Source organism: Acinetobacter minutum (assembly GCF_035916735.1).
Taxonomy (GTDB): domain Bacteria; phylum Pseudomonadota; class Gammaproteobacteria; order Pseudomonadales; family Moraxellaceae; genus Acinetobacter.
The window spans coordinates 40,451-64,908 of record NZ_JAQIHG010000005.1; the positions used below are offsets into that span (position 1 = coordinate 40,451).

The 24,458-nt window shown below is 44.8% G+C and carries 27 protein-coding genes; 13 read left to right on the forward strand and 14 right to left on the reverse strand.

What is annotated here, in order from left to right; translation table 11 throughout:
- Positions 1-80: 80 nt before the first annotated feature.
- Both PAE54_RS03655 and ndhC read right to left on the reverse strand, forming a co-directional pair.
- Positions 81-758 (reverse strand): NuoB/complex I 20 kDa subunit family protein, encoded by a 678-nt coding sequence (locus PAE54_RS03655; RefSeq protein WP_273777302.1) that lies wholly within the window; start codon positions 756-758, stop codon positions 81-83.
- A gap of 6 nt (positions 759-764) precedes the next feature.
- Complete coding sequence (gene ndhC, locus PAE54_RS03660) at positions 765-1,316, reverse strand: NADH-quinone oxidoreductase subunit A (protein ID WP_273777303.1); 552 nt, start codon at positions 1,314-1,316, stop codon at positions 765-767.
- A 436-nt stretch (positions 1,317-1,752) separates the two neighbouring features.
- On the opposite strand from ndhC, the gene PAE54_RS03665 reads away from it, so the two are divergent.
- Together PAE54_RS03665 and PAE54_RS03670 are read left to right on the forward strand one after the other, a co-directional pair.
- On the forward strand, positions 1,753-3,174 hold the full coding sequence (locus PAE54_RS03665; protein ID WP_326518530.1) for a GGDEF domain-containing protein: 1,422 nt from the start codon (positions 1,753-1,755) through the stop codon (positions 3,172-3,174).
- Between the two features lie 91 nt (positions 3,175-3,265).
- On the forward strand, positions 3,266-3,622 hold the full coding sequence (locus PAE54_RS03670; protein WP_326518470.1) for a hypothetical protein: 357 nt from the start codon (positions 3,266-3,268) through the stop codon (positions 3,620-3,622).
- A 26-nt stretch (positions 3,623-3,648) separates the two neighbouring features.
- On the opposite strand, the gene bfmS is transcribed toward PAE54_RS03670, so the two are convergent.
- Positions 3,649-5,301: a sensor histidine kinase BfmS gene (bfmS, locus tag PAE54_RS03675; protein WP_326518531.1), complete on the reverse strand. Its 1,653-nt coding sequence runs from the start codon at positions 5,299-5,301 to the stop codon at positions 3,649-3,651.
- Between the two features lie 47 nt (positions 5,302-5,348).
- Positions 5,349-6,065, reverse strand: a complete 717-nt coding sequence (gene bfmR / locus PAE54_RS03680; protein ID WP_326518471.1) for a response regulator transcription factor BfmR — start codon at positions 6,063-6,065, stop codon at positions 5,349-5,351.
- Positions 6,066-6,640: 575 nt separating this feature from the next.
- Between bfmR and PAE54_RS03685 the strand changes: the two genes are divergently transcribed.
- The 6 genes from PAE54_RS03685 to PAE54_RS03710 all read left to right on the forward strand — a co-directional run bounded on the left by PAE54_RS03685 (position 6,641) and on the right by PAE54_RS03710 (position 12,624).
- Positions 6,641-9,469, forward strand: coding sequence for a ribonucleoside-diphosphate reductase subunit alpha (locus tag PAE54_RS03685; RefSeq protein ID WP_326518472.1), 2,829 nt, complete (start codon positions 6,641-6,643; stop codon positions 9,467-9,469).
- 130 nt (positions 9,470-9,599) lie between these two features.
- Positions 9,600-9,773: a hypothetical protein gene (locus PAE54_RS03690; RefSeq protein WP_326518473.1), complete on the forward strand. Its 174-nt coding sequence runs from the start codon at positions 9,600-9,602 to the stop codon at positions 9,771-9,773.
- A 17-nt stretch (positions 9,774-9,790) separates the two neighbouring features.
- Positions 9,791-9,928 (forward strand): preprotein translocase subunit YajC, encoded by a 138-nt coding sequence (locus tag PAE54_RS03695; protein ID WP_273777308.1) that lies wholly within the window; start codon positions 9,791-9,793, stop codon positions 9,926-9,928.
- 135 nt (positions 9,929-10,063) lie between these two features.
- Entirely contained in the window at positions 10,064-11,347 is a 1,284-nt protein-coding gene (locus PAE54_RS03700) for a ribonucleotide-diphosphate reductase subunit beta (protein ID WP_326518474.1), read from the forward strand.
- Positions 11,348-11,449: 102 nt separating this feature from the next.
- Positions 11,450-12,046: a hypothetical protein gene (locus tag PAE54_RS03705; RefSeq protein WP_326518475.1), complete on the forward strand. Its 597-nt coding sequence runs from the start codon at positions 11,450-11,452 to the stop codon at positions 12,044-12,046.
- 14 nt (positions 12,047-12,060) lie between these two features.
- Positions 12,061-12,624: a 3'-5' exonuclease gene (locus PAE54_RS03710; protein ID WP_326518476.1), complete on the forward strand. Its 564-nt coding sequence runs from the start codon at positions 12,061-12,063 to the stop codon at positions 12,622-12,624.
- 103 nt (positions 12,625-12,727) lie between these two features.
- On the opposite strand, the gene lysM is transcribed toward PAE54_RS03710, so the two are convergent.
- The 6 genes from lysM to PAE54_RS03740 all read right to left on the reverse strand — a co-directional run bounded on the left by lysM (position 12,728) and on the right by PAE54_RS03740 (position 16,445).
- On the reverse strand, positions 12,728-13,237 hold the full coding sequence (gene lysM, locus PAE54_RS03715) for a peptidoglycan-binding protein LysM (RefSeq protein ID WP_326518477.1): 510 nt from the start codon (positions 13,235-13,237) through the stop codon (positions 12,728-12,730).
- 196 nt (positions 13,238-13,433) lie between these two features.
- Positions 13,434-13,670 (reverse strand): acyl carrier protein, encoded by a 237-nt coding sequence (gene acpP / locus PAE54_RS03720; RefSeq protein WP_273777315.1) that lies wholly within the window; start codon positions 13,668-13,670, stop codon positions 13,434-13,436.
- Between the two features lie 84 nt (positions 13,671-13,754).
- A complete protein-coding gene (gene fabG / locus PAE54_RS03725) occupies positions 13,755-14,489 on the reverse strand; it encodes a 3-oxoacyl-ACP reductase FabG (protein ID WP_273777316.1) in 735 nt (244 codons plus the stop codon).
- Entirely contained in the window at positions 14,486-15,472 is a 987-nt protein-coding gene (fabD, locus tag PAE54_RS03730) for an ACP S-malonyltransferase (protein WP_273777317.1), read from the reverse strand. Before fabD ends, fabG begins: the two co-directional genes overlap by 4 nt.
- Positions 15,473-15,622: 150 nt before the next feature.
- Positions 15,623-15,808 carry a 50S ribosomal protein L32 gene (gene rpmF, locus PAE54_RS03735; RefSeq protein WP_000290730.1) on the reverse strand — a complete coding sequence of 62 codons (186 nt, stop codon included), beginning with the start codon at positions 15,806-15,808 and terminating at the stop codon, positions 15,623-15,625.
- A 76-nt stretch (positions 15,809-15,884) separates the two neighbouring features.
- On the reverse strand, positions 15,885-16,445 hold the full coding sequence (locus PAE54_RS03740) for a YceD family protein (RefSeq protein ID WP_326518478.1): 561 nt from the start codon (positions 16,443-16,445) through the stop codon (positions 15,885-15,887).
- A gap of 97 nt (positions 16,446-16,542) precedes the next feature.
- Between PAE54_RS03740 and PAE54_RS03745 the strand changes: the two genes are divergently transcribed.
- The 5 genes from PAE54_RS03745 to rluB all read left to right on the forward strand — a co-directional run bounded on the left by PAE54_RS03745 (position 16,543) and on the right by rluB (position 20,548).
- On the forward strand, positions 16,543-17,205 hold the full coding sequence (locus PAE54_RS03745) for an elongation factor P hydroxylase (protein WP_326518479.1): 663 nt from the start codon (positions 16,543-16,545) through the stop codon (positions 17,203-17,205).
- Between the two features lie 93 nt (positions 17,206-17,298).
- On the forward strand, positions 17,299-17,916 hold the full coding sequence (locus PAE54_RS03750; protein WP_326518480.1) for an L-threonylcarbamoyladenylate synthase: 618 nt from the start codon (positions 17,299-17,301) through the stop codon (positions 17,914-17,916).
- Positions 17,917-18,147: 231 nt separating this feature from the next.
- A complete protein-coding gene (locus tag PAE54_RS03755; RefSeq protein ID WP_273777321.1) occupies positions 18,148-18,939 on the forward strand; it encodes a segregation and condensation protein A in 792 nt (263 codons plus the stop codon).
- Positions 18,936-19,526 (forward strand): SMC-Scp complex subunit ScpB, encoded by a 591-nt coding sequence (gene scpB, locus PAE54_RS03760; RefSeq protein ID WP_273777322.1) that lies wholly within the window; start codon positions 18,936-18,938, stop codon positions 19,524-19,526. Before PAE54_RS03755 ends, scpB begins: the two co-directional genes overlap by 4 nt.
- A gap of 41 nt (positions 19,527-19,567) precedes the next feature.
- Complete coding sequence (gene rluB, locus PAE54_RS03765) at positions 19,568-20,548, forward strand: 23S rRNA pseudouridine(2605) synthase RluB (protein ID WP_273777323.1); 981 nt, start codon at positions 19,568-19,570, stop codon at positions 20,546-20,548.
- A 51-nt stretch (positions 20,549-20,599) separates the two neighbouring features.
- On the opposite strand, the gene bioD is transcribed toward rluB, so the two are convergent.
- Genes bioD through bioA form a run of 4 tightly spaced genes read right to left on the reverse strand, consistent with a single transcriptional unit; the run spans position 20,600 to position 24,453 of the window.
- A complete protein-coding gene (bioD, locus tag PAE54_RS03770) occupies positions 20,600-21,253 on the reverse strand; it encodes a dethiobiotin synthase (RefSeq protein ID WP_326518481.1) in 654 nt (217 codons plus the stop codon).
- On the reverse strand, positions 21,250-22,017 hold the full coding sequence (bioC, locus tag PAE54_RS03775; RefSeq protein WP_326518482.1) for a malonyl-ACP O-methyltransferase BioC: 768 nt from the start codon (positions 22,015-22,017) through the stop codon (positions 21,250-21,252). The genes bioD and bioC overlap by 4 nt, the downstream gene beginning before the upstream one ends.
- The gene (locus PAE54_RS03780) at positions 22,014-23,171 is read right to left on the reverse strand and encodes an 8-amino-7-oxononanoate synthase (RefSeq protein ID WP_326518483.1); all 1,158 of its coding nucleotides are present in this window, start codon (positions 23,169-23,171) and stop codon (positions 22,014-22,016) included. The genes bioC and PAE54_RS03780 overlap by 4 nt, the downstream gene beginning before the upstream one ends.
- Positions 23,158-24,453: an adenosylmethionine--8-amino-7-oxononanoate transaminase gene (bioA, locus tag PAE54_RS03785; RefSeq protein ID WP_326518484.1), complete on the reverse strand. Its 1,296-nt coding sequence runs from the start codon at positions 24,451-24,453 to the stop codon at positions 23,158-23,160. The genes PAE54_RS03780 and bioA overlap by 14 nt, the downstream gene beginning before the upstream one ends.
- Positions 24,454-24,458 lie beyond the last annotated feature (5 nt).

Here is a 24,458-nt window from a genome sequence, read left to right on the forward strand (position 1 = left end):
TGGCTTCCTATTTAATACAAATTCATTCAACTCTAACGACAAGTACACCCATACGGGTGCCCTAATACCTTTCGTTAAAATTATTCAATTTCATCCATAGAGCGTAAGTTTTTCACTGCGATACGTTCAGCATTCTTACGGTCACGTTCTGGCATCATCTTTGGCTTATACACTGGCTGAAGATCATCACCAATCACCGCAGAAAGCGGACGACGCTCTAATTGAATTTGGTCTTGTAGCAGCATTAATGCCTGGATTAATGCTTCAGGACGCGGTGGACAACCCGGAATATACACGTCTACAGGAATGATTTTATCGACCCCTTGTACAACAGAGTAAATGTCGTACATACCCCCGGAGTTCGCACAAGCACCCATAGAAATGACCCATTTCGGCTCCAGCATTTGCTCATACAGGCGCTGAATAACCGGTGCCATTTTCACAAAGCAAGTTCCGGCAACAATCATCAAGTCAGCCTGACGCGGTGAAGCACGGATAACTTCGGCACCGAAACGTGACAAGTCATGCACACCCGTTAAGGTGGTTGCATATTCAACGTAGCAGCACGATGTACCAAAGTTAAAAGGCCATAATGAATTTTTACGGCCCCAGTTCACAGCTGTGTGTAACACGTCCTCTAAACGAGTCATGAACACATTTTTATTCACTTCTTCCTCAAGCGGATCCGTCACAATTTGACGATCCTGAAGTGGATATTGCTCAGCATCTGGATTCGCACGGGTTAGGGTATATTTCATCCCGAGTTACTCCTGTTCCGATGACAAGGCAGTCGTAGTTTTGGATTTCACACGACCAGAAGATTGAGCTGGAATTTGACCCGTAGGATCAGTGACCAACTCTTCAATGGAATTGAATCGGGTAATATCCGCGATATTCATATTTGGCGCGCCAATTTTCGGCAAGATACCAGCTGATTTACGGCGATCGGCTGGAGCCCAATTCAACGCTCCAACAGAAAATGCATAAACCAAGGCAATTAATAAATCGACAACGAAAATCACCACGGTGGTATAACCCAACCACCCAGCCTCGCGCACAGACGTCGCCCATGCGTAAAGATAAAGTGCTTCCAAGTCGAAAACCACGAAGAAAATAGCAACCAGATAGAATTTTGCAGATAAGCGAATGCGTGCACCACCCGCACTCACCACACCTGACTCAAATTGCTCTTGCTTGGCACGGCCCCATGATTTACCCCCAAGGAGTAAAGGGACAGTGAGCATAAAGACGCAAAGAAATGTAACGCCGATCACGAAGGCAATAATTGCCCAATCGTATGGAGTAATGGCACTCATGCGGGGATAACTCCTGGCAGGCCTATTATTAACAAAGAATGTATGTATTGGCCTAAAATACACCAAACATAAAATTAATCCCGCCAATTGTACCTGATTTATGATTTCTCTTGCTAGCGAAAGCGTCTTAGTCTTTTGGCTGATTTTTTATTCAGTATTATGAATGTAGAGAAGTTTGTAAGCCGAACCGCCCTCTTTATCGTTTTATTAAATTAAAAGCCAAATTTCTATTAATTTTTCTTAAAATTGGCATTTTCTTATCAGTGCTAAGGTGCCGTTCACATAAAAAACATTTTGGGTAGAATTCACAAATTAAACCCATTAAGCAAACAATTTGTTGTTTTTCTGATACAAAATGTTATGATTAATTAATAAACAAAATAATAAATCCGTTTAGCCCTGCTGATGTAATCTGCACTTCCACACGAGCGAAATGATGTCACCCACGTTAAGAGAATCACGTTTCTCCCCCTTAACGCTATTTTGTTTATTCACAGTCATTCTTTTGACATTCGCTTGGCTTGGAATTGCGACGCGACCCAATGAATATCTCGCTTCATTCTGGCCAGCCAACTCCATTCTGCTCGGCTTGTTAGCCCGCTACCCCAAAACCCGCTCAATTTACAGCCTGTTGGGGGCGTTTTGCGGCTATGTCTTAGCTGACCTAAGCAATGGTAGCGACGTATTACTCAGTTGTGTGCTGACCACTGCCAACATGATTTATGTCGTTACCACACTGGCACTTTATCAGTATTTTCGCGAATTCATCCATTCATTACATCGTGGATATTTTTATCTTTTTGTGTTTACGTTCTGCACCTTGGGGGGGCTGTTAGGCGCATCGTTTGCTGCACTGGCTGTGCCGTATGTCACTACAGCCTTTATGAACGGACCGTTCCTGCTCGAAGTCGGTGACTGGTTTACTGCAGAGCTGCAAAATGCCCTGCTACTTTTACCCATCATGCTCAATATTCCACGCTGGAAAAAGAAAAAATTTATCCTGGCGCCGATTGCGCATGGACACAATCGCGTGGTTCATAGCTTGCCTTTGCTGGCACTCATTTTCTCATTGTTTATGAGTTATATTGATTCAGGCCCCGGCTCTCTCCTCTATTCAATTGCAGCCTTGATTTGGTGTGCACTAACCTATCGGCATTTTTTTGTTACGCTGATTACCTCATTTACCTGTGGCTGTATTATTTTTTGGTTTACCCAAGAATATCTAGTGATCTACCCGCATCTTTATACACAAAACAGCATTTCACTGCGTTTAGGCATCATGATGATGGCGATTGCCCCACTGACTGTCTCTAGCATCAATGAAGTGCGATCACGGCTCATCCGCCAACTACAATACAATCTGGCTTATGATGATTTGACAATTTGTTTGAGCCGTCGCCAATTTATGGAATCTGCTGGCTCACTATTAGAACAAATGCAGAATAAACAGCGTTATGCGGCTGTTTTAATGCTAGATATAGACCACTTTAAAAAGATCAACGACAGCTATGGCCATCAGGCAGGTGACCGTGCATTGCAGATTTGCGCAGAAACCATTCAGGAAAATCTACGTAGCTACGACTTACTCGGCCGTCTAGGTGGCGAAGAGTTCGCAGCGCTTCTGATTGATATCCATCCTCAGCACGCTTTACAGATTGCCGAACGCATCCGCCATAATCTGAGCAAGAAACAGGTAGAAATTGCACCGGGTACAGTGATTCAGATTCAAACCAGTATTGGTTTACACATCTGTGAACCACAACAAACCGACTCGATTGAAGTATGTTTAAAAGAAGCAGACGATGCACTTTATCAGGCAAAACGTAGTGGGCGGAATCAGGTCATTACCACAATCTAACGGATTGTTTTAATTGCGTATCATTCCTTAACTTTGACCAAAATCTGTGTTATTGCTTTATACAGAACAAGTAAGAATAAGGAATAAAATAATGAACCTCCCTCTCACTCATCAGCCCGATTATTTTTTATTTGCTCAATTATTAATGAAGCATATTCAACAATATGCCCAACAACAGCCTCATGAGAGTCAAGCCATTTTCATGCTGGGGGAAATTTATCAACTATTTCAGCAGGACCTTGCCTCAACCACCATCAACTTGGATGGGATCATGAATATCGCTGATGAATATCAGGTTGAAACTTTAAATGGCGACCAGAAAATTATTCAACATTATCAAATTGATGTCGAACACAATCAGCTATTGATTACATTCCCTCCATTGGTCTTGCAGAGTTTAGCTGAAGGTAAAACCTTGCTCGCACCCGACCCAACCATTCAGCAATAATTCTATAAAAAGAAAACACCTCTTGCTTAGGTGTTTTCTTTTTGTTTCTCGGTCTTTGCTGCTGGCTTGCTTCGCTGCTGGGCTGGCCAAGTCATCATAAATCGTGCGCCCCCTAAAACTGGACTTTGATCGACCTGTACTCGTCCCCCAAACCAGTAGGCAATCCGGCTCACAATTGACAAACCTAAGCCATAGCCTCCTGATGCACGAGTACGACTGTCATCTAAACGTGAAAAAGCCTCAAAGATACGTGCACGGTCTTGCTCAGCAATGCCTGGGCCATCATCCTCGACACAGACATATGCCTGCCCATCTGCTTGAATCCCTCCAGTGATCCGCACTTTATGATCACAGTAACGCACAGCATTGCCCACCAGATTTTGTACCACCCGATGCAGATAACGGCGTTCTGCCTCCACAATCACATAAGGTGGTGGCGGGATCAACTCAATCTCTTTTTGGGTTTTCAATGCTTCTGTTTCGGTGGCTACCTGCTCAAGGACATCGGTCAGCATAATCTGCTCAAAATCCAGAGATGGCATCCCCTGCTCGAGTTTGGCATAAGTCATGATCTCATCAATCAAGGTATTTAAGGCCTCAATGTCTTTATCAATCATTTCCATTTGCTGGACACGATAATCATAGTCATCTTCATCAGTCAGCATTTCCATGCCAAAGCGGATACGTGCTACAGGAGTGCGCAACTCATGAGACACCGCTCGCATGAGTTCACGCTGCGCCTCAATCAAGCGCTGTATATGATCAGACATGCTGTTATAACTGGAAGCCAATCCCGCCAACTCATCGGTTCCTTCAACAGGTAAACGTACCGACAAGTTACCAGACTTCATTTTATTCAAAGCATAATTGACCTGACGCAATTTACGTTGCATGGGCAAAATCAGGCCATAAATCCCCAAACTCAACAAAAACAGACTCAGTAAGGTAATTCCAGCGGAAAGCTGGAATGGCATCCAGTTAAACAGTGGAATGGGACCAATAACCAATACTTCGGCTGGATTATTCGGCATCGGCGAAACAATCGAAATCGTGGTTCCACGCACACTCGCATTATCACGATATAAAATAACGCTATTGTCCTGGCGCAAACGCCCCACCTGTTCAGGATCCAAGCCTAAATCGCGAATGGACTGAATGTTGATCGGGTAAGAGAAGTATTTTTGAATTTTTTCCAGATATTCCCGTTCCTGTCCAGGATAGTAAATCAGGTAATCCAGAATAAAAATCGGCACCGCCTTCATTTGACGTTCACCGATCTTATCAACTTTTACATAGAGATAATGTTGAGGATCATCTTGCAATCCTAAGATTACATAGGCTGTTGCCGTTTTGGCATCATAGCGCACAGCGGATTTTTGTTCTTTAATTCGCTTTTGTTCGGCACGCGTCAAATCAACACGATCAGCTCCAACATAGTAAATCGGTAACTCAAGCAGATCTGAAGCATCAGAAATCCAGTCACGTTTTTGCTGGTCAGTCTGCTGCCGTGCAACCCCTTGACTAATCACAAAAGAGAGGCCGTCTGTTAAAGACTCACGATATTCCTGCGCCCGTTGGTAATTAATAATCTGCACCAGCAAATAACTAAAAATGGCGATCAGCACGACGAGGATCACCAGCCCTGCATAAATGCGCAGAAATATGCTGTGTTTAAACAGACGAACATCCCGAGTAAGAGGATTTTTCAGCAGACTGTCGAGTCGCATTAGAGACCGTTTGTTTCCTTAACAAATAAATAACCCTTACTGCGTACGGTTTTAATACGTTTCGGGTTTTCAGGATCATCACCAATTTTCGGACGAATACGTGAAATACGCACATCAATTGAACGGTCTTGACCATCATATTCAATACCGCGCAGACGTTCAAAAATGTCTTCACGAGACAAGATACGACCCGCATTTGAAGCCAATAGCCAGAGCAAGTCATATTCTGCACTGGTAAAATCGACCAATTCACCATTCAACGTCACAGAACGGCCACCGTTATCAATTACCAGATCATCAAATTCAATGCGTTGTAACACTTCATCTTCAGGGGTTTTATCGGTACGGCGCAATAAAGCACGAATTCGAGCCAACAGAACGCGCGGTTGCACAGGCTTCGCCACATAATCGTCCGCACCCATTTCCAGACCCAATACCTGATCCATATCTTCAGTACGTGCTGTCAGCATCAAGATCGGCTGGTGATAATGTGGTCGCACCTCACGGCATACTGTTAAGCCATCCGCCCCTGGCAACATGACATCCAGTACCACCAAATCTGGCTGTTCGCTGATGATACGGCGGATCGCACGGTTACCATCAGGTTCTACCCCCACTTCCAATCCATTGCGGATTAAATATTCTTGCGTTAAACGCGCCAAACGCTCGTCATCTTCAACAATTAGAATCTTGGGTAACTTTTCTTCTTGACTCATTTACATGCCCCTATTTCGGTTAGGCGTATCCTTATAAATCTGAGGGATACGTCACTCATAGTTTGCAATATACACTCGTTTACATTGTAAACAAGAGTGCGTTCACGAAACCAATACATGCCTGTAGCATTTTGTTAAATTTCGCAAAACTTCCTTCACATTCATTTTTTATTAATTTTTACCCTGCGCTCATGAATTACTTCCTACTCACGATAAATTTTAAAAAGTGACAATTTTTGGCAGTCAATAAATCATCACGAAAGACTGTTTTTCACTTATCCACAAGGTTATCTATAAGGGCTAAGAGAGGGCTTTGCTATGCTATAGCCCTATCAATTCAGACATCTCAAAATAACAAGAAAAAGTATGATTGCAGCCAGCTTTAACCAGCCGGAGCCAATCAAAATTTTTTGCAAAATGTCAATATTGATCTGACCTGAAATTTCCCGTATCTTGTGTTCAATTCAAATTTAAACCACTAAGTCTTGTGTTTATTCCTCAAACATCGTGGCGACTTTTCGTACGATTCAAACGGTCCATAAACATAACAATGAAGACAATGGAGCTATGCCAAAATGAGCGTAATTACATCCACTCCCGGTCAATTGCAGGTGATTAAACGCACCGGTGATGTTGCCGCTTTTGATGCAGAAAAGATTTCAGTTGCGATTGGAAAAGCTTTTTTAGCTGTTGAAGGGCAACAATGTGCAGATTCGAGCCGTATTCATGACCGAATCAGCCAATTGACGGAAATGGTGTTAAATACGTTCAAGCGTCGCCTACCTTCTGGTGGCACGATCCATATTGAAGAAATTCAGGATCAGGTTGAACTGGCATTAATGCGCACAGGCGAACAAAAAGTTGCACGTGCCTATGTCATCTATCGTGAACAACGCGCCACAGCACGTCAGCAAAACAACGCCAATCATCATCCAACCCTGCAAATTACCGATGCGAATGGCCAGCTCCAGCCACTCGACTTGAGTAAGCTACAAGCCACCATTGAAAAAGCGAGTGAAGGTCTAGAAGGGATCGATGTACAGGCCGTGATCGATGAAACCGTCAAGAACCTTTACAACGGTGTCAAATCATCCGACATCGCGACGACCATGATGATGGCAACGCGTACCCGTATCGAACAAGAACCAAACTATACTTATGTGACGGCACGGTTGTTACGCGATGAACTGGTCGCGACTGGTCTTGAATTCTTGGGTTTACCAACAGATACACTGGAAAATGATGCACTTGCTGCATTCCTGACCAAAGGTGTTGAGCTAGAGCTCCTTGATCCAGAACTATTGAATTTTGACTTGGCAAAACTTGCCGCTGCCATTCAACCAGAACGCTCAAACCAGTTTACCTATTTAGGTCTACAAACACTATTTGACCGTTATTTCTTGCACTCCAACGGCATCCGCTTTGAATTACCACAATTGTTCTTTATGCGTGTTGCAATGGGTCTTGCAGTTCAGGAAGATGATCGTGAAGCGCGTGCAATCGAGTTCTACAACCTGCTTTCCAGCTTCGACTACATGGCATCTACGCCGACTCTGTTCAACTCAGGAACGTTACGCCCACAACTTTCAAGCTGCTATCTGACCACAATTTCTGATGACCTTTACAGCATCTATGGCGCAATGCGTGATAACGCCATGCTATCTAAATGGGCGGGTGGTTTAGGAAATGACTGGACACCAGTTCGTGCCCTGAACTCTTACATCAAAGGTACCAACGGGAAATCACAGGGTGTAGTTCCATTCCTGAAAGTAGCGAACGATACCGCTGTTGCCGTCAACCAAGGTGGTAAACGTAAAGGTGCCGTGTGTGCCTACCTTGAAACCTGGCACCTCGACATCGAAGAGTTCCTAGAATTGCGTAAAAACACCGGTGATGACCGTCGTCGTACCCATGACATGAATACCGCGAACTGGGTGCCTGACCTGTTTATGCAACGTGTGATTGAAGATGCCGAGTGGACGCTTTTCACGCCATCAGAAACACCAGACTTGCACGATTTAACCGGTCAAGCTTTCGCAGAGCGTTATGCGTATTATGAGTCTGTAGCAAAAGAAAATAACATGCTGCACAAGAAAATCCGTGCGAAAGACTTGTGGCGCAAAATGCTTTCCATGCTGTTTGAAACCGGCCATCCTTGGATCACATTTAAAGATGTCTGTAACTTACGTTCGCCACAGCAGCACGTGGGTGTTGTCCACTCTTCTAACCTGTGCACCGAAATTACCCTGAATACCAGTGAAGATGAAATCGCGGTATGCAACCTCGGTTCGATCAACCTGGTACAACACGTACAAGGTGGCAAGCTGGATCGCGAAAAACTGGCACGCACTGTCAAAACTGCAGTTCGTATGCTCGACAACGTCATCGACATCAACTATTACGCTGTGCCACAAGCGAAAAACTCAAACTTAAAACACCGCCCAGTCGGTATGGGTATCATGGGCTTCCAGGATGCTTTGTATGAAATGAGCCTTGCGTACGGTTCAGATGCAGCTGTTGATTTTGCTGATGAATCGATGGAAGTCATCAGCTACTACGCGATTCAGACGTCAAGTGATCTGGCTGTAGAACGTGGCACCTACTCAACGTTCAAGGGTTCATTGTGGGATCAAGGTATTTTACCAATCGACTCACTTGAGATCGTAGCGAAATCACGTCCAGAACGCATGTTTGAAGTGGATCGTACACAGCGTCTAGACTGGGACACTTTACGTGCCAAAGTTCAGAAAGACGGTATGCGCAACTCAAACGTGATGGCAATTGCTCCGACTGCAACGATTTCAAATATCTGTGGCGTATCACAATCGATTGAGCCAACTTTCCAGAACTTGTATGTGAAATCAAACCTGTCTGGTGAATTCACAGTGATTAACCCTTACCTGGTTCGTGCACTCAAAGAACGTGGTCTGTGGGATACCGTGATGGTCAATGACTTGAAACACTTTGAAGGTTCTGTACAGAAAATCTCACGCATCCCGGATGAGCTTAAAGCGATTTTTGCAACAGCATTTGAAGTTGAGCCACGCTGGATTGTCGATGCGGCATCACGCCGTCAAAAATGGATTGATCAGGCACAATCATTAAACCTGTACATTGCGGGTGCAAATGGTAAGAAACTTGATATTACCTACAAAATGGCTTGGTTACGTGGTTTGAAAACCACTTATTACCTCCGTGCTTTAGGTGCAACCTCTGCAGAAAAATCCACCATTAACACCGGTGCATTGAATGCAGTAAAACCGGCAACCGTAGCGCAGGCTCCAGTGGCTGCAGCACCTGAAGTTAAGCCTGAAGTAGCAGCGGAAGAAGAAGGTTTTGCTCAAGCAGCACCAGTACCAATGGCTTGCTCGATTGACAATCCTGATTGTGAGGCTTGTCAGTAATCACTGATTAGACAATTGATCCATTAGGTTCAATAAATACTTGTTTATTGAACCGCTCAAAATAGTCGATTCGACTATCTGGATTGTTGTTTAGTCAGGGATAGTCGAATCCCTTTAATTAGGTGATTCAATGACCATTGAAAGCATTATTACTATTATTGCTATTGGTTTTGTTGTAATTGGATTGGTGACTTATATCGGTTGGTCAGTGAAATGTACTTTGCAGAATATTGCAAATAAAACAAATTCACACAACACGTATATCACTAATAATTATTACGGAACAAAAGAACCGAGAGAATAAATTTTAAGGAAAAGACCATGCTGCATATGACACCGAACTATGAATTAGGACTTGCAGTGCTGGTCTTATGCTTTGTTTCATTCTACATCCCTATGGTATATGCCTTCGTCAAATTTCGCGGGCAGCAACGTGAACAAAATCAGTCCAATCGATAGCCCACTGATAAAAGCATAAATTTACAGCAGCCATCGACAAAACTTAATTTTGTTTAAACAGAATCAGCGTATAGTAATGACATCTTCGCTTGCGAGATGTCGCTCACACAGATAAGCAACGAAGCGAGAACAGATATGTCTATCCTTAGTTGGGACGATTTCGAAGATGATTCGCAAAAACCGGCTGTTACAGAGTCCAAGCCTACGCCCGTCGAGCCGCAAGAAGCGCCTCGTACACAGATGGTATCTGATGCACAACAATCGTCGTCGAGTGTGGCAGTTCCTCAATCCACTGGAACCGCTTCCGTGCGATCAACAGATCCAACCGATTCGTTGGCTCGAGCATCTGAATCCCTAAACAATCTTGATGTTGCCCCTGGCTTGGAAGAGCTAGAAATGGGTGCTGCACGTGTGCAAGTTGATGATAAAGCCATGATCAACTGCCGTGCTGACTTGAACCAGTTAGTACCATTCAAATACGAATGGGCTTGGCAGAAGTATCTGGATGGTTGTGCCAACCACTGGATGCCGCAAGAAGTGAACATGAACCATGACATCGCGTTATGGAAATCAGAAAATGGCTTGTCAGAAGATGAACGAACCATCGTGATGCGTTCACTCGGTTTCTTCTCGACCGCAGACTCACTGGTTGCAAACAATCTGGTATTGGCAATTTACCGTCACATTACCAACCCTGAATGTCGTCAATACTTGTTGCGTCAGGCTTTTGAAGAAGCAATCCACACGCATGCTTACCAATACTGTATCGAATCTTTAGGGATGGATGAAGGCGAAGTCTTCAACATGTACCGTGAAGTTCCTGCCGTTGCACGTAAAGCAGCGTGGGGCCTGAAATATACTCAGTCCTTGAATGATCCAACCTTCCAAACCGGTACACCAGAGAACGACCAGTTGTTACTGCGTAATCTGATTGCGTTCTATTGTGTTCTTGAAGGAATTTTCTTCTATTGTGGTTTCACCCAGATTCTATCGATGGGCCGCCGCAACAAGATGAATGGTGTCGCAGAACAGTTCCAGTACATCTTGCGTGATGAATCAATGCACCTGAACTTCGGTATCGACATGATCAATCAGATCAAGATTGAAAATCCGCATCTATGGACGGCTGAATTCCAGCAGGAAGTGGTTCAAATGATTCTTGAAGGCACCATGCTTGAGATTGAATACGCACGTGACACCATGCCACGCGGTGTACTCGGCATGAATGCTGCGATGATGGAAGAATACCTGAAATTTATCGCCAACCGTCGTTTGGCCCAGTTAGGCTTACCAGAACAGTTTGCAGGCGTAAACAATCCATTCCAGTGGATGTCTGAGATGATGGACTTGCGTAAAGAGAAGAACTTCTTTGAAACGCGTGTCACTGATTACCAAACTGGCGGTGCATTAAGCTGGTAATTGATTTTCCTATAAAAACCCACTTCGGTGGGTTTTTTATTTTCTTGATTAAATCATTTTGAATCTGTAAGTTACATTTATTATTTAATCAAAAAAATAAAGATGAACCGCAGATTCCCTTCTAAACAGCACAATAAAACCAAATCACTCCTACAAAATAATGTATTTGGCATTGTGATTGCTGTCAGTATTATCGCAGTAATTTTTACTTTTCAGGATAAAAAAGTCCCGAACTCAACGTTACCAGTTATGCAGCATGCAGTCCAAGCGGAAACTCGGAACCTACCTGTACAACCTTTCACTCAAGGCATCGATAAAATTTATACCTCTGCACCACTAGAAGCTCCATTTACGCTGCATACTGCGCAACAAAATATTTATCTCAAATTACTGGATAAACACACCAAACAAATCATCATGACGATTAAGGCACCCAGCCATCAGACCATCCAGGTCAAGGTTCCTCTAGGTGAGTTCATCATTCGGGTCGCTGCAGGGGATGAATGGTATGGTGACGAAATTTTATTTGGAACTACAACACGCTATAAAGAGTTTGAACATCTTTTTAATTTTTACAGGTCAATAGAAACTTTATCTTCAAATACAACACGTACGAGGATTATGGGTCATCAAATCTATTTCCAAGAGAATATTGATGGTAACTTGCATTCTCGCTCGATTAACTCGGCTGATTTTTAGAAAAAAGTAATCATATGAGTAAGCGCCTAGAATGTTACGTTTCTGTGGATATCGAGGCTTCTGGTCCCGTTCCCGGACTGTACAGCATGCTTTCAATTGGAGCTTGCCACGTTGATGACCCGACAAAAACCTTTTATCGTGAATTATGTCCACTGAATGATAATTTCATCGCTGAGGCACTTAAAGTCAGTGGTTTTTCTCTCACCGAATTACAGCATCAAGGTGTGGCTCCAACTCAAGCCATGCATAGCTTTGAGCAATTGCTCACCTCCTTAACACCTAATAACGAAAGATTGGTCTTTGTCGGTTTAAATGCAACGTTTGACTGGTCCTTTATTAATTATTATTTTTGGGCATTCCTTGGACGTAATCCATTTGGTATCAGTGGACTAGACATTAAAGCGTATTATATGGGTGCAACAGGTTGTAACTGGGCTGAAACCACTTCAAGACATATGGATCAGCAGCTCCACCCCCAGCAGACAAAAAGCCACCATGCCTTGGAAGATGCTTTATATCAGGCAGAATTATTCAGAGAAATTCGCCAACAACTGCTGAATTCAAGCCAGAAGAAATAATTACACCAACCCTTTGTGGGTACATATATTTTTAAATACCGTAATTTACTAATTAAACTTGTTTATCAATACAGGATAAAAGGCGCTCATCGCGCCTTTTTATTTATTGAGGGATACGCAAGGTTTGTCCAGGAAAGATTTCATCGGGATCTTTCAACATCGGCTGGTTGGCCTGAAAGATTTTTTGGTATTGAGCATCATCCCCATAAAACTGTTGGGCAATTTTCGATAGAGTATCCCCTGCTTTCACCGTATAAAATTGGCTTGCTGGAGCAGACTCCATCACCGTCATCTGATCATCAACTTTGGCCACATGATCCACATTACCGACAACCAAGACGATTTTTTCACGATCTGCCTGGCTTTTGACCTGCCCTTTAATCGTAGCAAGGTCTTGACTGCCATTATAGGTTACAGAGAGCCCCTCTACTGCAAATCCTAAACTCTTGATCAATCCTAACAGCTTGTTTGCCATTTCCTGGGCGGTGGGCTCATCCGATTGCACAGGTTTCGCTGCAGGAGCAGGTGTAGGCTGTGTTGTGTTATGAGGTTGCTGGACAGGTGCAGCAGTATTTTTTTTACCAATACCTTTGACGAAATCAAAAAGCCCCATAATCTTCTCCTGTATTTTTTGAAGTAAAGAGCTTCACAGCTGTCATTATTTTTATAAAAGAGAATTGGACAGCAATATAAACAGCATTGGTGCAAAAACAGTAAGCACAGGTAAATTATGTTTTTTATGCATAAAAAAACCGCCTTCAACAGGCGGCTTTTTATTTTTTCAGTGAATCACTGAAAAATTCGACGCATTAACCAAGTTTCTTAGTTACGTAGTCGATTGCTGATTGAACAGTTGTGATTTCGTTAGAATCTTCATCAGGAATCGTGATGTCGAAGTCATTTTCGAAAGACATAACAAGTTCAACTAGGTCTAGAGAGTCTGCACCCAAATCATCCATGAAAGACGCTTCATTTTTGATGTCTTCAGCTTTCATGCCAAGTTGTTCTGCAACCGCTTGTTTAACGCGTTGTTCGATATCGCTCACAGGAATTCTCCTCATTGCTTGTGGCGTTTTAATTGCCGTTAGTTTAATTGAATCTTAAAGATTTTGAAAGTTTATCCGTCGGCCTTAAGCCATGTATAAACCGCCATTTACGTGTAAAACTGTACCAGTGATGTAACTTGCCTTATCACTTGCAAGGAAACTCACGGCATTCGCGATATCTTGTGGATCACCTAAACGTTGAAGTGCCACTTGTTCACTCATCTTTTTACGTAAGTCTTCGCTTAATGCATCTGTCATTTCAGTTGCGATAAAGCCAGGTGCTACGCTGTTCACGGTAATTTGACGGCTACCCATCTCTTTTGCCAATGAACGGCTGAATGCTTCGATACCCGCTTTTGCAGCAGAGTAGTTCGCTTGACCAGGGTTAGCAAAATGCGCAACTACTGAACTGATGTTAATAATGCGGCCAAAGCGTGCACGGGTCATACCTTTTAACACACGCTTAGAAAGACGGTAAACGGCTTTCAAATGGATGTTAAGGATGTCATCCCAGTCATCTTCTGACATACGCAGTAACAAATTATCTTTGGTAATCCCGGCATTGTTCACTAAAACCAAGATTGAGCCGTATTTTTGCTCAATATCAGTGACTAATGCTTCGATCTCGTCGCCATTACGAACATCGAGCACTGCACCCGCGCCGTTTTCCCCAAATTTTTCAGTTAATTTCGCAGCGCCAGACTCAGAAGTCGCGGTACCCACAACGAAATAACCATCCTGAATCAGTTGCTGAGCAATGGCAGCACCAATGCCTCGACTTGCGCCTGTTACCAATGCGACTTTGCGTTCTTGTGTCATGCAATTTTCCCTTCTGCCACTAAAACGGCATTTAAGGCATCTTCCATACGACTCTTGCTGTCGATTGGGAATGCTTTTTCAATATTAGGTAAACGCTTCGCAAGATTGGCCAATACGTTACCTGGACCGCATTCAACCACATACTGGATCCCCTGATCTTGCAGGTACTGCATGGTATTGGTCCATTGCACGGATTGATACAATTGCGCCGTTAATGCCTGGCGTAATTGCGCCACATCTGTCGCGATTTTTGCGTTGACATTTTGTATTACAGGAAGGCTAGGCATCACAATGGCAGTTTGTTCCAATGCTTCAGCAAATTCTTCCGCTGCAGGTTTCATTAAAGAACAATGTGATGGAACTGAAACTGGTAGTGCAATCGCTTTACCGGACTGTTCTTTTGCTGCAGCCATAACCGCCTCAACCAGGATCTTGTCACCTGCGATCACAACTTGGCCTTGCGCATTGTAGTTCGCAGCTTCAACAGAACCACGACCCTCATTGTTTACTTGCTCGCACAGCTCAATGACTTTTTCATCTGCCAGACCCAAAATGGCTGCCATCGCACCTTGACCTTGTGGTACAGCGCTTTGCATCAGTTTGCCACGCAGGTTCACCAACTTAACCGCATCACCTAAGCTCATGGATTCAGCTGCAACCAAGGCACTGTATTCCCCCAAAGAGTGACCTGCCAAGAATTTTGGTGCCAAACCACCTAATTCTAACCATACGCGCCATAATGCGATGCTGGCTGTTAACAATACAGGCTGAGTATTTTCAGTCTGATCCAGACCTTCACCACTTTGTGCAATGTGCCATAAATCAAAACCGATCGCATCAGAAGCTTCAGCAAACGTGTCACGCACACCACTAAACTGTTCTGCAAGTTCAGCGAGCATGCCGACTTTTTGCGAACCTTGGCCTGGGAACACAAATGCTGTTTTGGTTGCTTGGGCCACTTGCTCGAGTCGTTTAGCAGACATATAAAAATCCTTTATTTTCGTCTTCGCTCATTTATGGAGCGGAAATTTAACATTTAATAAGGCGATTAGTAATTGCGAAATACAACAAAAAAAGGGAGCGAAACGCTCCCATTTTTTCCACTAAGCTTTAAGCTTAATGCGTATCAACAATTATTCAGCATCAGCTGCTTTAGCGAATAATTGACGACCACGGTAGAAACCATCTTTAGTTACGTGGTGACGACGATGAGTTTCACCAGTAGCTTGGTCTACAGTTAATGCATTCTCGGTTAAAGCGTCATGTGAACGGCGCATGTCACGGCGAGAGCGACTTTTACGGTTTTGCTGAACGGCCATGATGGCTCCTTACAAAAATCGAAAACAATGGATCAGAACAAATTCAGATGTCTTAACTCTACAAGTATAACATGTTTTACGAGTTAAGTTTACCCTTCAAACTTGCCAAAACGTCAAACGGATTATCCCGTTTTTCTTCGACAATGTCCTGAATGGCAGGCTGATGCTTCAGTTCACAAGCGTCATGCTTAGGTGAAAGTGGCAACAGCAATAACAGTTCATCTTCTAGCAGTGCGAGCAAATCTATGGTCGACGGCGTGAGATAATCTCCTTTCGTCGTAGACTCGCTTTCACCTAAAACGATGAAATCAGCATCCTCATCCAAGCGCTCTATCAGTGACTCGTCATCGACAAGCGCAAGATGAAAGTCTGAAACGAGAGGAACTTCAACAGGATCCAGACAACGCTGGCATTCCATTGGTACTTTCGTTTCAACGTGACCATCTAACCACACGATTCGATGATAAGCATCCATTGATAGCTTACAGTCTATGTTGATCAATTGATTATCAATTGATCCAACAGCTTCACGAGCAATACGAGCAAAGCGAGACAATGGCAGGGTACCTGACCATGTAAAGCCCTGTTCAGCCCATTTAAACGGCTCAATCTGTGCCGGAAAGGTATTTGCTGACATAATTAAGGCGGCAATTCTACAAATTCATCAGTACTCTGTCAAAGATTAAGATACAATTTTGCACTTATTTAGACAGAACATTTGGGTTTATTTCGTTATGCATCCGTTGCAACCGCAACCAGAAGTCACAACTTCGTCTCTCGTTCGCATCTTGCCAACTTCTGATTCTGGAGCAGGTTTAGAACCGGTGCAACTTTCGGCATGGTCTAGTTTGCAAACAGAAGCAGAGCAAGTTGACTGGCTTATCTTACACTTTAATCACTGGTTTTCCCACCACAATGTCGTTTTAGTCAAAGGCTGTGGTGAACCCGAGTATTTCCCTGCACAGGATGGCCAGCCTGCAAGGATTGAATTTGCTCATGGCTTTTTTAATAGTGCCCTGCATGAAATCAGCCACTGGACGATTGCCGGTGCACAACGCCGCTTGTTACCAGATTTGGGATACTGGTATGCACCCGACGGCCGCAGTCAGGAACAGCAGGTGGAATTCGAAAAAGTCGAGATTAAACCGCAGGCGATTGAATGGCTGTTTGCCCAAGCCTTTGGCCGCAAGTTTAGAGTTTCTTTAGACAATCTCACCGGTGAGGGAGGAAATGGTCGTAGCTTTAAAGACAATGTCTATACACAGCTACAAGCCTACTTTAACGGAACAGCAAAATTACCACGTGATGCTGAACGCTTGATTCAATGTATCTGTTTATGTACACGACAGGGAAAAATGCTACAAGCAGATGAATTTCAGCGGGAGTTACTGGATTAAATCACAGAAAATCAACTTGCTAAAGATTGCATCACACTAAGGCCTGGTTCCATAATAAAACTATAAGCATGTTCAAAAATACCGGAGGCACCGATGCTACATTTGAGAGTACACCCGGATAATCCTCAACCGCGCCTGATCCAACAAGCCGTTGAGCGCATTCGTGCGGGCGATGTGGTGGTCTACCCGACAGATGCAGCGTATGCCATTGGCTGCCAGATTGGGAATAAAAACGCCATGGAGCGTATTGCGCAGATCCGTGACTTGGGCCCAAAACACCAGTATGCAATTTTGTGCTGCGACTTATCGGATATTGCCACCTATGCCAAGGTAGACAATGCCATGTACCGTTTGCTGAAAGCGAACACGCCTGCTATTACCACTTTTATTCTGCCGGCAACGAGTGAAGTACCCAAACGTTTGATGCACCCCAAAAAGAAAACCATTGGTCTGCGTATCCCCAGCAATCCGGTTTGCCAAGCCTTATTGAAAGAATTAGGTGAGCCCCTACTGACCAGTACATTAATTCTACCTGGACAGGAAGATCCGCTGGATGACCCTTATGAAATTGAAATGCAGTTAGGCAAACGCATTGATGTGTTTATCGACAGCGGACTTGGCACCCTTACCACCACGAGTGTTGTGGACTTATCTGGTGAGTATCCACAAGTGATCCGTCGTGGTGTTGGTGATGTCAGTGCTTTTGAATAAATACGCTACTCAGCCATAGCACCCTATCATCGAAATAAATAACTGGTATTTATTTCGATGTTTTTTTGCTTTTCCCTGTGGAAGTCATGTTTTCAAACCGGCTTTTCGGTTACAATAAACGCACTCTATCTGTGCTCTTTGGTTCCTTTTCATCTGTGTCACTCTGCACCACAAGATGTGCCAAAGTTGCTTCCAACATGCCTTTGAAAATTCGCGTGGCCTATAACTGTCATGAATCAAGCTATCCAGCCTCTTATGGAACAAGCTCCTCACATCCGTGTTTTGGATGCATGGCAAGAAACCCTGCCGGAGGACTTATACATCCCTCCCGCCGCGTTCGAAATTCTGCTTGAGCATTTTGAAGGCCCGCTTGATTTCCTGATTTACCTGATTCAAAAAAATGGTTTTGACCTGCTGCAACTCGATATTGCACCAATTGCAACGCAATACTTGTCCTATATGGACAGCATGAAGTCGCTGAATATTGAACTCACTGCCGATTACATGGTCATGGCTGCGCTGCTGGCAGATCTCAAATCCCGGCTGCTCCTCCCCAAACCAAGTACGATCCAGCTGGAAAAAGACCCGAAGCAGCAGCTGATTGACCGTCTAGAAACTTATCTGCGTATTAAACAGGCTGCTGAACGTCTGGGACAAATGCCCGTTCTAGATCGCGATATCTTTAGCACCCATGTCCATTTAGGACATAACACGCCGGTGTATGAAGGCTATGATGTCAACAGCCTGCGCGATGCGCTGTTTTGTGTGTTTAACCGTCCGGAACCTGTTGTTCACCAAATCCACCAGGAACCTGTTCTGCTCGAAGAACGTCTGGCATTTATTGAAGACAAAATAGCGTCCGGTGAGGTTTTAAGCTTCGTAGAATTACTGAAACCGAGTCAGGGTAAAATGGGCATGGTTGTGACCTTTATGGCCGTTCTCGAACTCACCCGCCAGCAAAAAATTCGTATTGTGGCGAGTGGCGTAGAAGCACCTCTAGCAATTCAAGGAGCGGCTGCATGAGCATTGACCAGAATGCCGCATTGTCTTTAGGCGATTTACATCATGAAGTATTGATGCAGATTGAGGCGATTGTTTTTGCTAGCGATGCGCCTGTCTCTCTCGCTCGTCTGAAAGAAGCTTTTCAGAACCAATACAACAAACAGCAATTACGTCAGTATTTACAGCAACTTGCAGTATTACAACATGGCCGCTCGATTGAGTTGGTAGAAACCGCACAAGGATTTCGATTCCAAGTACGGGCAAAATATCGTAATGTAATTGCACAAACCTGGCCGGAACGTCCGACCAAACTGTCCCCATCATTACTGGAAACTGTTGCCGTGATCGCTTATCACCAGCCGGTCACTCGCGCAGATATTGAACAAATTCGTGGAGTTTCGAATAATAGTCAAATTCTGAAAACATTATTTGATTGGAACTGGATCAAGGAATCTGGCTTCCGTGAACTCCCGGGAAGACCTGCGTTGTTAATCACAACGCCACAATTTTTAAATGCGTTTGGCCTGACCTCTTTAGGCCAATTGCCTCCCCTGCAGGATGCCAAGGAAGTTTTCATGGCGCTAGATGCACATGCATCCAAGTCGTGAATAGGTGAACTGTTGATGATTATTTCTAAGGTTATGCTGTCATGAGTGAAAAATTGCAAAAGGTATTAGCGCGAATTGGATTGGGTTCTCGCCGCTATATGGAAGAGGTCATTGCCGCAGGTCGCGTTAGTGTCAACGGTCAGATTGCTCAAGTGGGTGAACGGATCGAACCCGGTGATGAACTTCGCATCGATGGCCGTAAAGTTCAGTTCCAGATTGAAGATGAAATTCGTCGTCGTGTGCTGATCTATTACAAACCTGAAGGTGAAATCTGTTCACGTAACGATCCGGAATCACGTCCAACCGTGTTTGATCACCTCCCTCCGATTTCTAATGACCGTTGGGTCATGGTGGGTCGTCTGGATATCAACTCCACTGGTCTTTTACTGTTTACCAATGACGGTGAAATGGCCAACCGCCTGATGCATCCATCGAATGAAATCGAACGCGAATATGCAGTACGTGTGATGGGTGAAGTGACACCACAAATTCGCAACAACATGCTCAATGGCGTAGTACTGGATGATGGCCCGGCCAAGTTTGAGTCTTTCTCGGAAATTGGCGGTGATGGTATTAACCGCTGGTATCAAGTGGTGGTAAAAGAAGGCCGTAACCGCGAAGTCCGTCGTATTTTTGAATCTCAGGGTCTGAAAGTCAGCCGCCTGTTGCGTACCCGTTATGGTACTGTAATTCTACCGCGTGAATTGCGTACCGGTCGCTGGATGGAACTGGATAAAAATGACATTGATGCACTGACCAAACTGGTCGAGCTGAAGCCACGTCAAGGCACAGGTCTGTACGGCATGGCAAAACGCCGTAATGAACGTATGCAAGAAAAACCAATGGCTGCACGCCGTGGTGGTTTTTTACGTCAGCAACGCCGTGACACTGATGAAAATAACCAGAATGGTTATGCTGGCAATCGTGAACGTCGTAATGAGCAGCAAGGTTTTAAGCCGCGTCGTGATGAAAATGCACCACGCAAGCCATTCGGCACCAATAAGACCTTTAAAAAGTTCTGAGTTGAATGCTGTAATAAAAAAGCCGCGAATTGCGGCTTTTTTATGTCCGGTTTATTCGGCTGCTGCCAACACGGGAATATCGATCCATTGTGCCTCTGGAAAATGACGAGCCACATAATTGTGCAAATACTGACGTGTGTCGTCCGAGATCAATTTGTCTTGTGATTCATCTTTCAGGTTATAGGCCAAAGCATGCAATTTCAAACCACGGGCCAGCATGGCTTCCAGACTCAGTAAGGTATGGTTGATACTCCCCAAACGTCCTGAACTGACCAGAATCACAGGAAAATCATACTGGGCAATATAATCAATCATCAGCATGTCTTGTGTAAGCGGCACCATCAAACCGCCAGCACCTTCTAGCAACACTGCATCATAACGTTGGGCCAACTGCTCTGTCGCGGCGCTGATTTTGCTAAAGTCAATCTCACGACCATCAATCTGGCTGGCCAAATGCGGCGAAGCCGGATAACTAAAGATCTCAGGCATGGTCAATTTTTCCTGGTCTTCCACAAACCAGCCCATTCCCATCACCTGGCGGTGAACTTCAATATCCTCAGACACATCGATATTGCCCGTTTGCACCAGTTTTTGCGTAATGGTGCGTAGCCCCTGCTGATTCCATAATTTGGCCAAATAGCCGGTGGTATAGGTTTTGCCAATTCCGGTATCAATTCCACTGACAAAATATAACTGCGCACTCATACACGTCTCCGGGCAATACAATAAATCGGATGATAAGTCAGTGGATACAACACCTCTCCCTGATCACCGATAGTACTGAATTGCTGATAACCTCGATAAAACTGTTGCAGACTCTGTTTAGTCCAGCGATAGCTGCGGTTGGTTGCCGTCACACCCGTCGCCTTGAGATGCTGCAATACCGCTTGTGGTTGAGCAAAATACAGCTGCTGTCGCTGTTGCTCTAAGTACAGAATTTCAAAACCGGCTGCTTGTAGCTTTTCACGCAACTGTTCCAGAGTGAAATAATGCAAACCCTGTCCGGTCAACTGCTTGATTTGCAGTAAATTTTCCGGTCCAAAGCTAGAAAAACACAAAGCTCCCTGCGGCAGCAAACTGGCATAACAATGACGGAACACTGCATCCAGATCAGCTATCCACTGCAAAGCCGAAGTGGAAACAATTGCATCCAGTGCATCAGGCCAGCGGATTTGCTCAATGTCACCGAGATACCACTGTACGGATGAAAGATCCTGAAAATGCTGTTGTACCTGTGAATAGAGATCATTCAGGTACAAATGAGGAAGGCTGCGTTGGTTCAGCAGTTGCCGGGTAAGGTATCCAGAACCGCAACCCATTTCAAATACCTTTGACCAAGACTCGGGACAAAACACGGCAATCTGCTCTGCCAGATGCTGGGCAATTTTCTGCTGTACGACAGCCTGGCGCTGATAACTCTGCCCAGCACGTGCAAAACGTTGCGCGATGTTGTGTTTATCCAAAATCACAGGCAAGCAACCAAAGCATCAAGGTCATGTGGCTGGATCAAGGCAGTTAAGCAGATCCTTAAACGGGCGCTATTTTGTGGCACGGTTGGTGGACGTACAGGCATGACGTAAAAGCCCTGTTGCTGTATCTGTTTGGCATAGTCCACGGCTTTTTGGCTATCCCCAATAATCACCGGTACGATGTGAGAACTGGCCGGACAGGCAAATCCCTTATACTGAATGGATTGAATTAACTGTTGGCTGAGTTGGGCCAGATGCTGACGTTTTTCTGGCATGTGCTGCATCTGCTGAAAAATAAAATTTCCCCAGGCCATCGATAAAGGTGGCTGTGCGGTACTAAAAATCAGCGGGCGCATTTTATTAACCAAATAATCACGGATGACTGGCGCTGAAATCAGATAGCCACCGACCGAAGCTAATGCTTTACCAAAGGTGCCCACCAGCAAATCAATCTGATCCATCACCTGATATTGTTCAGCACAGCCCAGTCCACGCTCGCCACGTACCCCGATAGCATGCGCTTCATCGACATATAACATCACTTTGCTATAGCGCTGTTTGAGCTGAGCCAGCTGGGCCAGATCAGTTTCGTCACCATCCATACTAAAAATACTTTCAGTCGCCACGATAATACGGTCAAAACTGTCATCATCCTGATAGCGCTGTAATAACTGTTCCAGATGTACCAAATCGTTGTGACGGTAACGTACATATTTGGCTGCAGATAAACGAATCCCATCAATAATGCTGGCATGCACCAACTTATCAGCCAAAATCAGGGTCCTGGCATCCGCCAACGCTGGCAAGATGCCGATATTCATGTGATAGCCACTGTTAAACAATAATGCAGCGCGCCCCTGAAATGCCTGACTGAGCTGTTGCTCAAACGCCTCATATTCCGGGAAATTACCGGTCAGCAAACGAGATGAAGATGAGGTGAGACGGCGCTGTTCCACAGGCAACTGATCAAAAAACTGCTCACGTAACTGGAGGTCTGCTGCTAGTCCTAAATAGTCATTGGATGACAGATTCAGCATGTCTTGCCCGGCAATCCGGATTTGCTTGCCGGCCTGTTGGTGCGGCGTAAACTGACGAAAATTCCCCTGCTGTTTCAGCTGATCAAGCTGCTCTGCATAATGATCAAGCAGACTCATGGATGACTTCTCCTTGCATATCTTTCACCACCGCCACAAGCTGCTGCAGCAGCTTGTCCAGCTCAGCTGATGTAATCACATAGGGTGGCATCACATAGACCAGTTTGCCAAATGGGCGCACCCAGATTCCACGCGCGACAAATTGCTGTTGCAACGTTTTCATCTCTACGGGAACCGTGAGTTCCACTACCCCAATTGCCCCCAAAATGCGGACATCTGCCACATGTGGCAGTTGAGCCAATGCGGTTAGACCTTGCTGTAACTGTTGTTGAATGCGTTGAATATTGGCTTGCCAGTTTTGTGACACTAACAATTGGGTGCTTTTCAATGCCACGGCACAGGCCAGTGGATTGGCCATAAAGGTCGGGCCGTGCATAAACACACCGGCTTCGCCCTGACTGATGGTTTCGGCCACATGCTGTGTGGTCAAGGTTGCTGACAGGGTCATGTATCCCCCGGTGAGTCCCTTGCCGATACACATAATATCTGGCTCAACCTGGGCATGCTCCCAGGCAAACAGTTTACCGGTACGGCCAAAACCGGTGGCGATCTCATCAAAGATCAACAGAATATTGTATTTTTCGCAGAGTTGTTTGGCCTGACGCAAATATTCAGGATGATAAAAATGCATCCCGCCTGCACCTTGCACAATCGGCTCAATAATCAGCGCTGCGATACTGTCATGATGTTGGGCTAGAGTTTGTTCCAGCTCCAGAATATCCTGAGCATTCCAATCACCATGAAACCGGCTCTGCGGTGCAGGCACAAACAACCGGTTCGGTAGGCTTGAGCCAAAAATCTGGTGCATGCCAGTCACAGGATCACATACTGACATAGCATTCCAGGTATCGCCATGATAGCCGGAACGTGTGGTGATGAAATTGCTCTTCTGACTGAAACCCCGTGCAGCCCAGTATTGCACCGCCATTTTCAGGGCAACTTCAACCGCTACAGAGCCAGAATCGGCATAGAAAATTTTGTCTAAACTGGGCGGGGTAATTTGCAGGAGTAATTTGCCGAGTTCAATTGCAGGATCATGCGTCAAGCCACCAAACATGATATGTGCCATGTTCTCTAACTGGTCACGTACTGCCTGATTCAGCTCAGGATGGTTATAGCCATGAATCGCACACCACCATGAGGACATGCCATCAATTAAAGTAGTGCCATCCTCAAGTTCAATTGTCGCACCATACGCCTTTTTTACCTTAAAGGTCGGCAAAGGATTGAGCATCGATGTATAGGGATGCCATAGATGGTTCTGGTCAAATAGATCGGTCATCCTTA

Excerpts from the sequence above, each read along its gene's own strand:
- PAE54_RS03710 (WP_326518476.1), top strand. The coding sequence starts at position 12,061 with ATGAGTAAGCGCCTAGAATGTTACGTTTCTGTGGATATCGAGGCTTCT.
- PAE54_RS03665 (WP_326518530.1), top strand. The coding sequence starts at position 1,753 with ATGTCACCCACGTTAAGAGAATCACGTTTCTCCCCCTTAACGCTATTT.
- rluB (WP_273777323.1), top strand. The coding sequence starts at position 19,568 with ATGAGTGAAAAATTGCAAAAGGTATTAGCGCGAATTGGATTGGGTTCT.
- PAE54_RS03780 (WP_326518483.1), bottom strand. The coding sequence starts at position 23,171 with ATGAGTCTGCTTGATCATTATGCAGAGCAGCTTGATCAGCTGAAACAG.
- PAE54_RS03670 (WP_326518470.1), top strand. The coding sequence starts at position 3,266 with ATGAACCTCCCTCTCACTCATCAGCCCGATTATTTTTTATTTGCTCAA.
- PAE54_RS03700 (WP_326518474.1), top strand. The coding sequence starts at position 10,064 with ATGTCTATCCTTAGTTGGGACGATTTCGAAGATGATTCGCAAAAACCG.
- fabD (WP_273777317.1), bottom strand. The coding sequence starts at position 15,472 with ATGTCTGCTAAACGACTCGAGCAAGTGGCCCAAGCAACCAAAACAGCA.
- fabG (WP_273777316.1), bottom strand. The coding sequence starts at position 14,489 with ATGACACAAGAACGCAAAGTCGCATTGGTAACAGGCGCAAGTCGAGGC.
- ndhC (WP_273777303.1), bottom strand. The coding sequence starts at position 1,316 with ATGAGTGCCATTACTCCATACGATTGGGCAATTATTGCCTTCGTGATC.
- PAE54_RS03655 (WP_273777302.1), bottom strand. The coding sequence starts at position 758 with ATGAAATATACCCTAACCCGTGCGAATCCAGATGCTGAGCAATATCCA.
- PAE54_RS03685 (WP_326518472.1), top strand. The coding sequence starts at position 6,641 with ATGAGCGTAATTACATCCACTCCCGGTCAATTGCAGGTGATTAAACGC.
- bfmR (WP_326518471.1), bottom strand. The coding sequence starts at position 6,065 with ATGAGTCAAGAAGAAAAGTTACCCAAGATTCTAATTGTTGAAGATGAC.
- PAE54_RS03750 (WP_326518480.1), top strand. The coding sequence starts at position 17,299 with ATGCTACATTTGAGAGTACACCCGGATAATCCTCAACCGCGCCTGATC.
- PAE54_RS03705 (WP_326518475.1), top strand. The coding sequence starts at position 11,450 with ATGAACCGCAGATTCCCTTCTAAACAGCACAATAAAACCAAATCACTC.
- PAE54_RS03695 (WP_273777308.1), top strand. The coding sequence starts at position 9,791 with ATGCTGCATATGACACCGAACTATGAATTAGGACTTGCAGTGCTGGTC.
- scpB (WP_273777322.1), top strand. The coding sequence starts at position 18,936 with ATGAGCATTGACCAGAATGCCGCATTGTCTTTAGGCGATTTACATCAT.
- bioD (WP_326518481.1), bottom strand. The coding sequence starts at position 21,253 with ATGAGTGCGCAGTTATATTTTGTCAGTGGAATTGATACCGGAATTGGC.
- PAE54_RS03690 (WP_326518473.1), top strand. The coding sequence starts at position 9,600 with ATGACCATTGAAAGCATTATTACTATTATTGCTATTGGTTTTGTTGTA.
- bioA (WP_326518484.1), bottom strand. The coding sequence starts at position 24,453 with ATGACCGATCTATTTGACCAGAACCATCTATGGCATCCCTATACATCG.
- rpmF (WP_000290730.1), bottom strand. The coding sequence starts at position 15,808 with ATGGCCGTTCAGCAAAACCGTAAAAGTCGCTCTCGCCGTGACATGCGC.
- lysM (WP_326518477.1), bottom strand. The coding sequence starts at position 13,237 with ATGGGGCTTTTTGATTTCGTCAAAGGTATTGGTAAAAAAAATACTGCT.
- PAE54_RS03745 (WP_326518479.1), top strand. The coding sequence starts at position 16,543 with ATGCATCCGTTGCAACCGCAACCAGAAGTCACAACTTCGTCTCTCGTT.
- PAE54_RS03755 (WP_273777321.1), top strand. The coding sequence starts at position 18,148 with ATGAATCAAGCTATCCAGCCTCTTATGGAACAAGCTCCTCACATCCGT.
- PAE54_RS03740 (WP_326518478.1), bottom strand. The coding sequence starts at position 16,445 with ATGTCAGCAAATACCTTTCCGGCACAGATTGAGCCGTTTAAATGGGCT.